Genomic DNA, 14,048 nt, shown 5'->3' with positions numbered 1-14,048 from the left:
ATGTCCGGAGCGGAGCCGGATGCCGATGGTGGCATTTTACATGCCTGCCAGGGCCGGGAAACGGTAGGTCGGCCCTGACGGGACAGAAAGGGCTACATGCCCGAGTAGACCGGACCCTCGCCGCCTTGCGGCGCAACCCAGACGATATTCTGGGTCGGATCCTTGATATCACAGGTCTTGCAGTGCACACAGTTCTGGGCATTGATCTGCAGCCGTTCCGCACCATCCTCCCCGGCGACAAACTCATAGACCCCGGCAGGGCAGTAGCGGGCTTCCGGACCGGCATAGCGAGCCAGGTTGACGTCAACCGGAACTGCCGGATTCTTGAGCGTGAGGTGGATGGGCTGGTTTTCTTCGTGGTTGGTATTCGAGAGAAAGACCGAGCTCAGCCGATCGAACGTCAGCACGCCGTCAGGCTTGGGATAGTCGATCGGGGTGCATTCCGCCGCCGGCCGCAGACAGGCATGGTCGGGTTTGGTGCGATGCAGAGTCCACGGGACGTTGCCGCGCAGCAGCAATTGCTCGACACCCGTCATTAGCGTGGCGATGGTGCGGCCCTTCTTGAACCACTGCTTGAAGTTGCGAGCCTTGTGCAGTTCCGAATGCAGCCAGGATTGCTGGAAAGCGGCCGGGTAGGCTGCCAGGTCGTCATGGCTGCGATCAGCCGTGAGTGCGTCAAAGGCCGCCTCGGCAGCCATCATGCCGGACTTGATGGCTGCGTGGCTGCCCTTGATACGGGAAACATTCATGAACCCGGCTTCACAGCCGACCAGCGCGCCGCCCGGGAACACCAGCTTCGGTAACGACAGCAGGCCGCCGGCAGTCAGCGCCCGTGCGCCGTAGGCAATGCGACGCCCTCCTTCAAAGAAGGAGCGGATGGCAGGATGCGTCTTGTAGCGCTGGAACTCTTCGAAGGGGGACAGCCAGGGGTTGGCGTAGTCCAGTCCGACGACCAGTCCGACCGCGACCAGGTTGTCCTTGAGGTGGTACAGGAAGGAGCCGCCATAGGTGTCGGTGTCGAGCGGCCAGCCTGCCGTGTGGACCACCAGGCCGGGCTGCGAGCGGGCAGGGTCGATTTCCCATAGTTCCTTGATGCCGATGCCATAGCTCTGCGGGTCGGCATCCTTGTCCAGGCCATAGCGCTCGATCAACTGGCGGCCCAACTGGCCGCGCGCGCCCTCGGCAAAGATGGTGTAGCGGGCTAGCAGTTCCATGCCTGGCTGGTAGCCCGGCGTGTGGCTGCCGTCGCGGGCCACGCCCACATCGCCAGTAGCGACGCCGCGTACCTTGCCGTCGTCGGTATAGAGCACCTCACAGGCGGCAAATCCGGGAAAAATATCGACGCCGAGTGCTTCGGCCTGCTCGCCCAGCCAGCGCACTACATCGCCCAGGCGGACAATGTAGTTGCCTTGGTTGTGAAAACAGGCGGGCAGCATCCAGTTGGGGGTGCTGCGTGCGCCTGTCTGGCTCAGGAAAAGGAAGCGGTCTTCCGTGACGGGTGTGTCCAGTGGTGCGCCGGTTTCTTTCCAGTCCGGCAGCAACTCTGTCAGGGCACCCGGATCCATCACGGCACCAGACAGAATGTGCGCACCCAGTTCGGCACCCTTTTCAAGTACACAGACGCTGATCTCGGCGTTGCGTTCGCCAGCCAGCTGCTTGAGGCGGATGGCCGTGGCCAGGCCGCCTGGACCGCCACCGACGATGACGACATCGTATTCCATCGACTCGCGTTGAGACATATCCCGCTCTCCTAGAAATTTCCGCCATTGTATTGCACCGGCGCAACGGCTGGCTTCGCCATTCCCGAAGGGGGGATTCACGCAGGAGCAGGGAGCGAAACGGGACGTTTCAGGGATCGCCCAGGCAGGGCAAGCCGGTTATAATCCAAATTTCCTGTTCACGCTCGATTCAGACGGGCGTTTCCAAAGATGACCAAATACGTATTCGTGACTGGCGGTGTCGTGTCTTCCCTGGGCAAGGGGATCGCAGCCGCCTCACTGGCTGCCATCCTTGAGTCCCGTGGTCTGCAGGTGACCATGCTCAAGCTCGATCCCTACATTAACGTCGATCCGGGCACCATGAGCCCGTTCCAGCATGGTGAGGTTTTCGTGACCGAAGACGGTGCCGAGACGGATCTCGACCTGGGGCACTACGAGCGCTTCATCTCCACCAAGATGCGCCGCGCCAATAACTTCACCACTGGCCGGATCTATGAGTCGGTGCTGCGCAAGGAGCGCCGTGGCGACTATCTCGGCAAGACGGTGCAGGTGATCCCGCACATCACCAACGAAATCCAGGATTTCATCATGCGTGGTGCTGCCTCGGCCTGGGACGGCAAGGCGGATGTGGCCATCATCGAAATCGGCGGTACGGTGGGTGACATCGAGTCGCTGCCGTTCCTGGAGGCTGCCCGTCAGATGGCGCTGCGCCTGGGACGTGGCAACGCGGCGTTCGTGCACCTGACCCTGGTGCCCTACATTCCGTCGGCGGGTGAGCTCAAGACCAAGCCGACCCAACACTCTGTCAAGCACCTGCGCGAGATCGGTATCACGCCTGATGCGCTGTTGTGCCGGGCCGATCGCCGGATTCCGGAAGATGAGCGTGCCAAGATTTCGATGTTTTCGAACGTGCCGGCCGATGCCGTCATCTCGGTCTGGGATGTGGATTCGATCTACAAGATTCCTGCCATGCTGCACGACCAGAGGTTCGATGACCTGATCTGCGAAGCACTCAACCTCAATCCGCCGGCGGCAGACCTGTCGATGTGGAACGATCTGGTTCATGCACAGGAGAACCCGGAGCGAGAAGTGCTGATCGGCATGGTGGGCAAGTATGTCGATCTGACCGAATCCTACAAGTCCCTGACCGAGGCGCTCAAGCATGCGGGTATTCACGCACGTGCCAAGGTGGTGATCGAGTATATCGATTCCGAAGATATCGAGGAGCGCGGTACCGATCAATTGGCCCATCTCGACGCCATTCTGGTGCCGGGCGGTTTTGGCAAGCGTGGCACCGAAGGCAAGATCGCCGCAATCCGCTATGCCCGCGAAAACAAGGTGCCCTACCTGGGCATCTGCCTGGGCATGCAACTGGCCGTGATCGAGTTTGCGCGCAACAAGGCTGGCCTGAGTGGTGCCAACAGTACCGAATTCGACCATGACACTCTGCATCCGGTCGTGGCGCTGATCAATGAGTGGACCGACCGCGAAGGCCGGGTCGAGCATCGCGATGCCGACTCCGATCTGGGCGGCACCATGCGCAAAGGGGCGCAGCGTTGTCCGGTCAAGCCGGATACGCGGGCCTTCCGCATCTATGGTCCCGAGGTCAACGAGCGCCATCGTCATCGTTACGAAGTCAACAACGTCTATGTGCCCAAGCTGGAAACCGCAGGTCTGGTCATCAGTGCGCGCACGCCGACCGAGAATTTGCCAGAAATCATGGAGCTGCCCGATCACCCCTGGTTTATGGGCGTGCAGTTCCACCCTGAATTCACTTCCACGCCGCGTGACGGGCATCCGCTGTTTTCCAGTTACCTGAATGCCGCGATTGAGCTTCAGGCAGGCAAGGCGGCACGCGAGCGTGAAGCATCGCAGGACGTGTCCTGATTCATCCCTAGGAGCGGATATGCAACTGTGCGGTTTTCCGGTAGGCCTGGAACATCCCTTTTTCCTGATCGCCGGACCGTGCGTGATCGAATCCCGGCAGATGGCGTTCGATACGGCGGGCGTGCTCAAGGAGTTGTGCGCCTCGCTGGGCGTTCCATTCATCTACAAGAGCTCCTTCGACAAGGCCAATCGCAGTTCCGGGACGTCCTATCGCGGCCCCGGTCAGGACGCCGGGCTGCAGATCCTCGCCGACGTGCGCGCCGAACTCGACGTGCCGGTGCTGACTGATGTGCATGACATCAACCAGGTTGCCGACGTCGCAGCCGTCGTCGATGTCTTGCAGACGCCGGCCTTTCTGTGTCGGCAGACGGATTTCATCCGTGCCTGTGCCGCTACGCTCAAGCCGGTCAATATCAAGAAGGGCCAGTTCCTTGCGCCGCATGACATGAAGCATGTCGCCGACAAGGCGCGCGCGGCAGCCATTGATGCCGGCGGCGACGGCAGCTCCATCATGGTGTGCGAGCGTGGTGCCTCGTTTGGCTACAACAACCTGGTCTCGGATATGCGTTCGCTGGCCATTATGCGCGAGACCGACTGCCCGGTCGTCTTTGATGCCACCCACTCTGTGCAGCTGCCCGGAGGGCAGGGTACGTCTTCCGGCGGGCAGCGCGAGTTCGTGCCCGTGCTGGCGCGTGCAGCGGTGGCTGTCGGCGTGGCCGGTCTCTTCATGGAAACCCACCCGGATCCGGCCCAGGCATTGTCCGATGGTCCCAATGCCGTGCCATTGGCACGCATGGCCGAGCTGCTTGAGTCCCTGGTGGCCCTGGATCGCATCGTCAAGCAGCGTCCGCTGCTGGAACAGAATTTCTAGTGCCGCATGCGGCACTGACCCTGGATTAATTTTTTTGAGGAATGACTCCTATGAGCGCTATTGTTGACATCATCGGTCGCGAAATCCTGGATTCTCGCGGCAATCCCACGGTCGAATGTGACGTGCTGCTTGAATCCGGCGCGATGGGCCGTGCATCGGTGCCGTCTGGTGCCTCCACCGGCACGCGCGAGGCCGTCGAGCTGCGTGATGGCGACAAGGCGCGCTACCTTGGCAAGGGTGTGCTCAATGCAGTCGAAAACCTCAATACCGAGATTTCCGAAGCGCTGATGGGGCTGGATGCTCAGGAGCAGACCTTCATCGACCGCACGCTGATCGAGCTTGATGGCACCGAAAACAAGGATCGCCTGGGGGCCAATGCCATGCTGGCAGTCAGCATGGCCGTTGCCCGTGCCGCTGCCGATGAGGCAGGATTGTCGCTGTACCGCTATTTCGGTGGCAGCGGTCCGGTCAGCATGCCGGTACCGATGATGAACGTGATCAACGGTGGTGCGCACGCCAACAATACGCTCGACCTGCAGGAATTCATGATCCTGCCGGTGGGAGCCTCCAGTTTCCGCGAGGCGCTGCGCATGGGGGCCGAAGTGTTCCATGCACTCAAGAAGCTGATTCATGACCAGGGCATGTCCACTGCCGTGGGTGACGAAGGTGGCTTTGCGCCCAACGTGGCCAGCCACGAAGCAGCCATCCAACTGATCCTGACCGCCATCGAACGTGCGGGCTACGAAGCAGGTTCGCAGATCGCGCTGGGCCTGGACTGCGCCAGTTCCGAGTTCTACCGCGATGGCAAGTATCATCTGGCAGGCGAGGGCGGCATCAGCCTGACCTCGCAGGAGTTTGCCAATCTGCTGGAAACCTGGGTCGACAAGTATCCGATCATCTCCATCGAAGATGGTATGGCCGAAAACGACTGGGAAGGCTGGAAGCTGCTGACCGAGCAGCTGGGTCGCAAGGTGCAACTGGTGGGTGATGACCTGTTCGTGACCAACACCCGCATTCTCAAGCAGGGCATCGAACAGGGTGTGGCCAACTCCATCCTGATTAAGATCAACCAGATCGGCACCCTGTCCGAAACCTTTGCCGCCATCGAGATGGCCAAGCGTGCCGGCTATACGGCCGTGGTGTCGCACCGTTCGGGCGAGACCGAGGATTCGACCATCGCCGATATCGCCGTGGCAACCAATGCCATGCAGATCAAGACCGGCTCGCTGTCGCGCTCGGATCGCATGGCCAAGTACAACCAGTTGCTGCGCATCGAGGAAGAGCTGGCCGAAGTGGCCAGCTATCCCGGTCGCGAAGCGTTCTACAATCTGCGCTGATCGCCAGCCTCGGACTGATCTATCTTGCGCCCCATCCTGCTCGTCCTGCTGACGTTGCTGTTGCTGATCCAGTACCCACTCTGGCTCGGCAATGGCAGCTGGACACGGGTATGGGTGCTGCGTGAGGATCTGGCTGCGCTGCAGCAGGTCAATGAGGGCCTGCGGCAGCGTAATGCAGCACTGACTGCCGAGGTCAGCGACCTGCAGGACGGCACGGAAGCGGCCGAAGAGCACGCCCGCATCGACCTGGGCATGCAAAACAAGAATGAGATATTCGTCCAGATTCTTCCCGATGCCACTTCGTCGGCACCTTGATCGTCTGGGCTGAGACGGGGGCATTCCGAGCCAGGGTGTTCCTCGGGGTATGGGCAAGTGCTTGTCAGGCAAGTGTTGGGATGCTTCCTGAGAGCTTGAATAGCGTCCCTTCATGTACCGCAACACAATGCAATGCCGCATAATGGCTCATCATCCACTCCAATATGCGTGATGGCATCTGCCTGTCCGGCTGTTGGGGGCGATGTCGTGACGCGGGTTGTGTCTGCGGTAGACTGAGCAGGGGGTGTGGCTGTATCTGGCCAGTGCGTGGGTGCGGCAGCAGGCGGGACAGGTGCGTCTTGGCCGGTTGATGGTGCCCTGCCTTGTTCTGTCCAGTGGCGTGCATGCGACTGCATGCTGGCTTGTGCTTCGATGCGGATGGGCACGGTGGGCAGGCCAGGCAGCCAGGGACGATGCGGGTAATCGAGGGCGAGATGCAGCGTGTTGGCCTCGAAAATGGTCTGCCCTGAATGGGGGCCGCGACCGTCCGGCCAGCCTTGCTCCAGCCGGGTGCGGTGCTGCTCCAGCTGGTAATCATGACGGATGACAGGGGTGTGCGCCTGGGCAGGATCGGGCTGGTCGAAGTCCGCATGGCTGTCTGTCGAGGGCGATATCACCCGCAATTGCCATTGTGTCGCCGAACCGGTCATGCGCTGGCGTAACGGCGTGGGCAGGCTGGAGAGAAATGTGGTGTGGATGGCTGCCGGTGAGGCTCCTGAAGTGCTGCCGGTCCGTGCCGACTCGTGCAGTGCGTGGCGCAGCAACAGGCGTTGCTGGTGCCAGTGCGCGGTTTCTGCCACCAGCATGCCCATGATCAGGAGCGGCAGGGCTGCCAGGGTGAACTCGAGTGTGCCAACGCCGCATTGACGTGTCCGGATTGAGTGGGGCATTGTGTCGTGATCCTGGCAGGGAAAAAGCCAGTCTGCCTGTTCCCGCCGGGACTGTCGCCTGTCAGAAATGACAACCCCCGAGTGTGTATGATGTGTGCGGTTGGCGATGTGTCGTCATGACACGACAGATGGGCGCAAACGAGGCAAGCCGGGCGATTCGCGCTACACTGCTGCCGGTGCCACGCAGGGCAGGTGTCGGATACATGCCTGCAATTTCCTGTTCGTGCGTTGTATGTACGCATGGTCCTGCAATATGGGCTATGCATGTGCTAGAATTAGCGGTTTTCTAACATTTTTTTAAGGAATTACCTATGGTGGTGATTCGCCTGTCCCGCGGCGGCTCGAAAAAGCGTCCCTTCTACAACGTCGTTGCAGCCGATTCGCGCAATCGTCGCGATGGCCGCTTCATTGAGCGTGTAGGCTTCTATAACCCGGTGGCCAACGAAGGCCAAGAGCGTCTGCGCATTGCGCTGGACCGCCTGGAATACTGGAAGAGCAACGGTGCGCAACTGTCGCCGGCCGTTGTCCGCCTGGTCAAAGAGCAAGTCGCTCAAGTTGCTGCCGCCTGAGATCGTTCAAGCAGGCAGCGGCGAGCCGGTGCCTGATGATCTGGTAGAGCTGGGCCGGATTCTTTCGGCCTACGGTGTGCGTGGCTGGGTCAAGATCGCGCCCCATTCGCAGCAGTCCGATATCCTGCTCAAGACAAAGACGTGGTGGATAGCGCCTTCAGCGCAAGCCTCCGCGTCTGTTGTCGTTCCCGTCGCCTGCACGGTGATGGCTGCGCGGCGTCATAGCGCCAGCGTGGTTGCACAGATTGCAGGCTGTACTGATCGGGATGGCGCAGATGCCTTGCGCGGTGCCACTGTGCATATTCCTCGCAGCGCCTTTCCGCAGCCGGCGGAGGGCGAGTATTACTGGGTCGACCTGATTGGCTGTACTCTGTACGGCCAGGATGATGCCGGGGCAGTCGTACCGCTCGGCACCGTGAACGAGGTCATGGACAATGGTGCACATGCCGTGCTCAAGGTGAGCAACGATACGCTGGTGCCCTTTGTCGATGCTCATGTACTGGCTGTGGATATGGCAGCCAGACGCATCGATACCAACTGGCCTGCCGATTTCTGAGTCCAGGCCAGGCGGTGTGCCATGCGTTTCGATTTGATTACCCTGTTTCCTGCCATGTTCGACCCGATTCGGGATCTGGGCGTGACGGGGCGGGCGCATCGCCAGGGGATCTGGCAACTGCACCCCTGGAATCCACGAGATTTCACGCAGGATGCCCATCGTACTGTAGATGATCGCCCTTATGGGGGTGGGCCCGGCATGGTGATGATGGTCGAGCCATTGCGCCAGGCTGTCGCTGCGGCCCGTCAAGCACGCGGGTCGGCGCAGGGCAGTGCGCCGGTGGTGCTGTTCACGCCCACGGGCCGTCGTTTCGATCAGGACGTGGCGCAGTCTCTCTCCGAGGGAGAAGGGGCCATTCTGGTTTGTGGCCGTTATGAAGGCATCGATCAGCGTTTTATCGACCGGGAAGTGGATATCGAGCTATCGCTGGGCGATTTTGTCCTGTCGGGAGGCGAGATTCCTGCCATGGCGCTGATGGATGCCGTCGTGCGGCTGCTGCCTGGTGTGCTCAACGATGCTGACTCGGCACGCTTCGATTCGTTCAATGGTGCATTGTCGGGTCTGCTGGATAGTCCACACTATACGCGGCCTGAAATTCATGAGGGCGAGTCGGTACCGGCAGAACTGTTGTCCGGCCATCACGCACAGATTGCGCTCTGGCGGCGCAGACAGTCGTTGGCGCTGACGGCTGAACGGCGTCCCGACCTGATCGAGCGTGCACGCAGCCAGGGTTGGCTGACCTCAGATGATGAGCGTTGGCTTGCTGGCCTGCCCGGCGGCAGGTGCTAGGTATCGACGATATACCTAAGGGCGTATCGATCGCCCTGATCCTACCTTGATGTGTCCTGTTGCACGATGCCGAACAGGATGCATATCCTGAATCCCTTGCCTTCCAGTCCCGTGCTGCACTGAATCTCCGCCTGGTGCCAATGGGCGATCCGCTGCACCAGCGACAGGCCGATACCGCTGCCGGCCACGGGGGTATTGGCCAGTCGGTAAAAGCGCTCGAAGATGCGTTCATATTCGCTTTCGGGAATGCCTGGGCCATTGTCGGCAACACTGAGTTCGACGCGCTGGTCCTGCGTTGTGCGGCAGATGAGTTCGATCCGGCCCTGTTCCTGGGTGTAGCGCAGTGCATTTTCCAGCAGATTGCGCAGCAGCACGCCCAGTGCGTCCATGTGGCCGTTTACCTGGCAGGGCTCCAGCAACAGCGTAATGCGCTGTTGCTTGCGACGGGCGCTCGACTCGAGGTCGCGGGCCACGACCGTGGCAATCTGGTGCAGCGGAACGTCGGTCTGGCAGGGAGCTTCGCAGGACTGGATGGTGTCCAGGCGTGCCTGTGCCAGGAATTGCTCGGCTAGGCGGCTGGTCGTTTGCGCTGTGGCCAGTAGTTTTTGCAGCGCCTTTTCCGTGTCTTCGGGGTTGCGGCTGCGCGCCGCGATCTCGGCCTGCGTGCTCAGTGCGGCCAGCGGCGTGCGCAGTTCATGTGCCGTATCGGCGATGAAGTGGCGTTCCCGGTCGAGTGCGGTCTTGAGGCGGCGCAGCAATTGGTTGACGGCTTCGATCAGCGGGCTGAGTTCGGTGGGCAGCCGGGTGGGCGGCAGCGGTGTCAGATCGAAGGGGTCACGTGTTTGCAGGGTGGTGCGAATGCTGTCCACCGGTTTGAATGAGCGGCGCACGACGATCCAGACAATCAAGATCTGCAGCAGCATGATCAGCAGGGTGAAGATCAGCGATCCCTTGACCCAGTGCAGGTAATCCTTGCGCAGGAGATCGTGGGAGCGTGCCACCTGCACCTGAAAGCGATGCCCCTTGTCGGAAACGCTGTAGACTCGCCAGCCGCCGGAATCGGGCAGGTTGTGCACCGAGAAGCCGGTATGGAAGTTCGCATTCAGTGGTGTATCCGGTGCTGTGGTCGAGCGCAGCAGCAGGCGGCCCGTGCCGACTTCCCAGACCTGGAAGGTGATCTGTTCGGCGGGCAGGGCACCCAGGTCGGCCGGGTCCACTAGGGGCATGGCCGAGGCATCGTCGGTATAGAGGACGTCATGCGACAGCGTGGCCAGCATTTGCAGGCCGATATCCTGGAGAATGGCGTCCCACTGGCTGCTTTGCGTCCGGTTGAGTTGAACCGATTGATAGGCAAAGCCGGCTATCCAGAACAGGAACAGCGTGAGGAACAGGCTGAGTGTCAGTCTCAGTCGCAGCGAGTGCATGGGGTCTCCAGTCGAAGCCGGTAGCGAGGCTTCCTTTCGTGTGGGCAGGCCTCAGTCGCCGTTGCCCAACACATCTATGCGATAGCCGCTGCCATGTACGGTCTGTATCAGGTCGTTGCCCAGCTTGCGGCGCAGTTGGTGGATGTAGACGGCCACGGTATTGCTTTCGATGGTGCCGTGGTTGCCATAGACGGCATCTTCGAGATGCTCGCGCGCCAGGGTGCGTCCCCGGCTTTCCAGCAGGGCCAGCAGCGTGCGGTACTCATGCTCGCTGAGCGACACCAGGCGGCCGGCCCGGTAGACCTGGCGCCGTGCGGGCTCGATGACAATATCGCGAATCTGCAGCTGGGGCGTGACGGCCTGCTGACTGCGACGGATCACGGCACGTAACCGGGCGCTCAGCTCATCGAGCTGGAAAGGCTTGACGACATAGTCATCGGCACCGGCATCCAGCCCGGCGATGCGTTCGCTGACCTGATCGCGCGCAGTGACAATCAGTACGGGCGTAGCATCGTAGCGGTCGCGCAGGTGGCTCAGCACCTGCAGCCCGGAGGCGTCGGGCAGGCCGATATCGAGCAGCACGGCCTGGTATTCATGCCCGGGAGCCAGGCTGATGCGGGCTGTTGCGGTATCGCGGGCCCAGTCAATCGTGGCCTGCATATCCTGTTGCAGGCCGGTCTGGATGGCGTCGCCCAGCAGGGCATCGTCTTCGACCAGCAGGATACGCAGGGATGCCATGATCTCAGCCTTTGAGTCGGCTGCGCTGTTCGCGCACGCGTGCCAGGGTGTCCTGGAATTGGACCAGGCGTGCTTTTTCCTGCTCAACGACGGAGGCTGGTGCGCGTTCGACGAAGCTGGCATTCGACAACTTGCCTTCGGCCTTGCCGATTTCCTTTTCCAGTCGTTCGATTTCCTTGTCCAGCCGTGCCTGCTCGGCAGCCACGTCGATTTCGACGTGCAGCATCAGGCGGTTGCCACCGACCACCTGCACGGGGGCTCCCAGGTCGGGCAGGGTGTCGGCAATCTGCACTTCGGACAGCTTGGCCAGTGCGGCCAGATAGCCCTGGTTGCGTGCCAGTACGCTCTGGTTGCCGGTCGCGATCAGCGGCACGCGCTGGGCGGGTGACAGGCTCATTTCGCCGCGCAGCGCACGGACGGCTTCGATCTGTGCCTTGAGTTCAGCCATGTCGGTCTCGGCGGCTTCGTCGATGGCGGCAGGATTGGCCTGGGGATAGGGCTGGATGCTGACGCTGCTGGTCTCGTCGGCGCGGCGCTTGCCGGCCACCAGCGATACCTTCTGCCACAGCGCCTCGGTGATGAACGGAATGATCGGGTGTGCCAGTCGCAGCGTGACCTCGAGCACCCGGATCAGGGTGCGTCGGGTGCCCAGTTGCTGCGCCGGCGTGCCGGTCTGGATCTGCACCTTGGCCAGCTCCAGGTACCAGTCGCAGTATTCGTCCCAGACAAAGCGGTACAGCGCATTGGCGATGTTGTCGAAACGGTAGTCTGCAAAGCCCCGCTCGATGTCGGCTTCCAGTTTTTGCAGCAGGCTGATGATCCAGCGATCGGCGAAGGACAGTTCGGCCTGCGAGGCCTCCGGGCTGTCGGCTCGCTCCAGACCAAGTGCATGGCCTTCGGTGTTCATCAGCACGAAGCGCGTCGCATTCCAGAGCTTGTTGCAGAAGTTGCGGTAGCCTTCACAGCGCTTGAGGTCGAAGTTGATGTTCCGGCCCAGCGTGGCATAGGCGGCCATGGTAAAGCGCAGTGCATCGGTGCCGAATGCGGGGATACCGTCGGGATAGGTCTTGCGGGTTTTTTTCTCGATATCGCCGGCCTGTTTCGGGTTCATCAGGCCAGTGGTGCGTTTCTGGATCAGTGTGTCGAGGTCGACGCCGTCGATGAGGTCGACCGGATCGAGTGTGTTGCCCTTGGACTTGCTCATTTTCTGGCCGTCGACATCGCGGATCAGGCCGTGCACATACACATGCTTGAAAGGGATCTGGCCGGTCAGGTGGGTCGACATCATGACCATGCGGGCGACCCAGAAGAAAATGATGTCGAAGCCGGTTACCAGCACGCTGGAGGGCAGGTAGCGTTCGAAATCAGGCGTCTTGTCGGGCCAGCCCATGGTGGTGAAAGGCACCAGGGCCGAAGAGAACCAGGTGTCCAGTACATCGGCATCGCGTGTTAGCGGCCCGGTCACGCCGGCTTCGCGAGCCTGGGCCAGCGCTTCTGCTTCTGTGTGGGCCACGAATACCTGGCCGTCTTCGCTGTGCCAGGCCGGGATCTGGTGACCCCACCAAAGCTGGCGCGAAATGCACCAGTCCTGGATATTTTCCAGCCACTGGTTGTAGGTCGTGGTCCAGTTCTCGGGATAGAACTTGATATCGCCCTTGGCGACTGCATCGAGTGCAACCTGGGTGATGCTTTTGCCGGGATGGAAGGTGCCTTCCGGGGCGGCCTTGCTCATGGCCACGAACCACTGGTCGGTCAGCATGGGCTCAAGGACGACGCCGGTCCGGTCGCCTTTGGGCTGCATCATGGTGTGCTTGTCGACCTTGACCAGCCAGCCCTGGGTTTCGAGTTCCGCTACTACGGCCTTGCGGGCGTCGAAACGGTCCAGGTCCCGGAACCGCTCGGGGGCGTTGTCGTTGATGCGGGCATCCAGCGTCAGGATGTTGATCAGCGGCAGATCGTGGCGCTGTGCGCAGGCATAGTCGTTGAAGTCGTGGGCACCGGTGATTTTCACGCAGCCCGTACCGAATGCCGGATCGACGAAGTCATCGGCGATGATCGGGATTTCACGCCCGCTCAGCGGCAGGACGAGCATCTTGCCGACCAGGTGGCTGTAGCGTGCATCATTGGGATGGACGCTGACGGCATTGTCGCCGAGCATGGTTTCGGGCCGGGTGGTGGCCACGGTCAGGCCGCGCAGTTCGGTCCGGTTGCCTTCGCTGTCGGTGATGATCTGTGGGCCGTCGGCGAAGGGGTAGAGGATGTGCCACAGGTGGCCTTCGGTCTCCTCCATCTGCACTTCGAGGTCGGAAACGGCAGTCAGCAGCTTGGGATCCCAATTGACCAGCCGCTTGCCGCGATAGATCAGGCCCTGGCGATAGAGTCGCACAAAGGTTTCGACCACACCGCGCGACATACGTTCGTCCATGGTGAAGTATTCGCGAGGCCAGTCGGCCGAGGCACCCAGGCGTCGCACCTGGCGGGTGATGGTGGAGCCCGATTGCTCTTTCCAGGCCCAGACTTTTTCGGTGAATTTCTCACGGCCAAGGTCATAGCGGGAGATTTTTTGCGCGTCGAGCTGGCGTTCCACGACGATCTGGGTGGCGATGCCGGCGTGGTCGGTGCCCGGCACGAATACCGTGTCGTCGCCGGCCATGCGCCGGTAGCGGATCAGGCCGTCCATGATGGTCTGGTTGAAGGCGTGCCCCATGTGCAGGGTGCCGGTCACATTGGGGGGCGGGAACTGGATGACGTAAGGAGCTGCCGTGCCGGCCTGGGCCGGGCTGACGTGCTGGCCTGCGGCAAAGTAGCCCCGGCGTTCCCACTCGGGGTACCAGTAGGCTTCCAGTTCGGCGGGTTCGAAGCTCTTGGAGAGTTCGGCGTTGTGATCGGTAGATGAGGTCATTGCGTCTGAAATGGGTATCGTGCTGCCGGCAGGGAATGCAGTGGCAGCAGTT

12 protein-coding genes are annotated in these 14,048 nt (G+C 61.5%); 7 read left to right on the top strand and 5 right to left on the bottom strand.

Translation table 11 applies throughout. The features are described 5' to 3' along the window. Window positions 1-92: 92 nt before the first annotated feature. Window positions 93-1,739 (bottom strand): electron transfer flavoprotein-ubiquinone oxidoreductase, encoded by a 1,647-nt coding sequence (locus tag DD235_RS09835; protein WP_162300460.1) that lies wholly within the window; start codon window positions 1,737-1,739, stop codon window positions 93-95. Window positions 1,740-1,928: 189 nt separating this feature from the next. Here DD235_RS09835 and DD235_RS09830 point away from each other — a divergent pair, with 189 nt between their 5' ends. From DD235_RS09830 to ftsB, 4 genes are read left to right on the top strand one after another with little or no spacing between them, the layout of a single operon-like run. Beyond that, window positions 1,929-3,605 (top strand): CTP synthase, encoded by a 1,677-nt coding sequence (locus DD235_RS09830; protein WP_109061887.1) that lies wholly within the window; start codon window positions 1,929-1,931, stop codon window positions 3,603-3,605. 19 nt (window positions 3,606-3,624) lie between these two features. After that, complete coding sequence (kdsA, locus tag DD235_RS09825; RefSeq protein WP_109061886.1) at window positions 3,625-4,476, top strand: 3-deoxy-8-phosphooctulonate synthase; 852 nt, start codon at window positions 3,625-3,627, stop codon at window positions 4,474-4,476. Window positions 4,477-4,526: 50 nt separating this feature from the next. After that, a complete protein-coding gene (gene eno, locus DD235_RS09820) occupies window positions 4,527-5,813 on the top strand; it encodes a phosphopyruvate hydratase (RefSeq protein ID WP_109061885.1) in 1,287 nt (428 codons plus the stop codon). A gap of 24 nt (window positions 5,814-5,837) precedes the next feature. Then, on the top strand, window positions 5,838-6,128 hold the full coding sequence (gene ftsB, locus DD235_RS09815) for a cell division protein FtsB (RefSeq protein ID WP_109061884.1): 291 nt from the start codon (window positions 5,838-5,840) through the stop codon (window positions 6,126-6,128). A gap of 110 nt (window positions 6,129-6,238) precedes the next feature. Here the strand turns inward: ftsB and DD235_RS09810 are convergent, their stop codons facing one another. Then, on the bottom strand, window positions 6,239-7,018 hold the full coding sequence (locus DD235_RS09810) for a TadE/TadG family type IV pilus assembly protein (RefSeq protein ID WP_109061883.1): 780 nt from the start codon (window positions 7,016-7,018) through the stop codon (window positions 6,239-6,241). A 311-nt stretch (window positions 7,019-7,329) separates the two neighbouring features. On the opposite strand from DD235_RS09810, the gene rpsP reads away from it, so the two are divergent. Genes rpsP through trmD form a run of 3 tightly spaced genes read left to right on the top strand, consistent with a single transcriptional unit; the run spans window position 7,330 to window position 8,932 of the window. Beyond that, window positions 7,330-7,587, top strand: coding sequence for a 30S ribosomal protein S16 (rpsP, locus tag DD235_RS09805; protein ID WP_109061882.1), 258 nt, complete (start codon window positions 7,330-7,332; stop codon window positions 7,585-7,587). 1 nt (window position 7,588) lies between these two features. Continuing rightward, on the top strand, window positions 7,589-8,143 hold the full coding sequence (gene rimM / locus DD235_RS09800) for a ribosome maturation factor RimM (RefSeq protein WP_109061964.1): 555 nt from the start codon (window positions 7,589-7,591) through the stop codon (window positions 8,141-8,143). Window positions 8,144-8,164: 21 nt separating this feature from the next. Further along, complete coding sequence (trmD, locus tag DD235_RS09795) at window positions 8,165-8,932, top strand: tRNA (guanosine(37)-N1)-methyltransferase TrmD (RefSeq protein WP_109061881.1); 768 nt, start codon at window positions 8,165-8,167, stop codon at window positions 8,930-8,932. 41 nt (window positions 8,933-8,973) lie between these two features. Here the strand turns inward: trmD and DD235_RS09790 are convergent, their stop codons facing one another. Genes DD235_RS09790 through DD235_RS09780 form a run of 3 tightly spaced genes read right to left on the bottom strand, consistent with a single transcriptional unit; the run spans window position 8,974 to window position 13,996 of the window. Beyond that, window positions 8,974-10,356 (bottom strand): ATP-binding protein, encoded by a 1,383-nt coding sequence (locus tag DD235_RS09790; RefSeq protein ID WP_109061880.1) that lies wholly within the window; start codon window positions 10,354-10,356, stop codon window positions 8,974-8,976. 51 nt (window positions 10,357-10,407) lie between these two features. After that, complete coding sequence (locus tag DD235_RS09785; protein WP_109061963.1) at window positions 10,408-11,085, bottom strand: response regulator transcription factor; 678 nt, start codon at window positions 11,083-11,085, stop codon at window positions 10,408-10,410. Window positions 11,086-11,098: 13 nt separating this feature from the next. Beyond that, complete coding sequence (locus tag DD235_RS09780) at window positions 11,099-13,996, bottom strand: valine--tRNA ligase (protein WP_162300458.1); 2,898 nt, start codon at window positions 13,994-13,996, stop codon at window positions 11,099-11,101. Between the last annotated feature and the right edge of the window lie 52 nt (window positions 13,997-14,048).

The sequence above is a fragment of the Corticimicrobacter populi genome (assembly GCF_003123725.1).
In the GTDB taxonomy this organism is placed as follows: Bacteria; Pseudomonadota; Gammaproteobacteria; order Burkholderiales; family Burkholderiaceae_B; genus Corticimicrobacter; species Corticimicrobacter populi.
Note: the sequence above shows the minus strand (reverse complement) of the source record. Positions and strands in the feature narration are given on the sequence as shown.

What these genes read in the sequence shown, in the direction of transcription:
- DD235_RS09835 (WP_162300460.1), bottom strand. Translation starts at nt 1,739, where the DNA reads ATGTCTCAACGCGAGTCGATGGAATACGATGTCGTCATCGTCGGTGGC.
- DD235_RS09830 (WP_109061887.1), top strand. Translation starts at nt 1,929, where the DNA reads ATGACCAAATACGTATTCGTGACTGGCGGTGTCGTGTCTTCCCTGGGC.
- kdsA (WP_109061886.1), top strand. Translation starts at nt 3,625, where the DNA reads ATGCAACTGTGCGGTTTTCCGGTAGGCCTGGAACATCCCTTTTTCCTG.
- eno (WP_109061885.1), top strand. Translation starts at nt 4,527, where the DNA reads ATGAGCGCTATTGTTGACATCATCGGTCGCGAAATCCTGGATTCTCGC.
- DD235_RS09810 (WP_109061883.1), bottom strand. Translation starts at nt 7,018, where the DNA reads ATGCCCCACTCAATCCGGACACGTCAATGCGGCGTTGGCACACTCGAG.
- rpsP (WP_109061882.1), top strand. Translation starts at nt 7,330, where the DNA reads ATGGTGGTGATTCGCCTGTCCCGCGGCGGCTCGAAAAAGCGTCCCTTC.
- trmD (WP_109061881.1), top strand. Translation starts at nt 8,165, where the DNA reads ATGCGTTTCGATTTGATTACCCTGTTTCCTGCCATGTTCGACCCGATT.
- DD235_RS09790 (WP_109061880.1), bottom strand. Translation starts at nt 10,356, where the DNA reads ATGCACTCGCTGCGACTGAGACTGACACTCAGCCTGTTCCTCACGCTG.
- DD235_RS09780 (WP_162300458.1), bottom strand. Translation starts at nt 13,996, where the DNA reads ATGACCTCATCTACCGATCACAACGCCGAACTCTCCAAGAGCTTCGAA.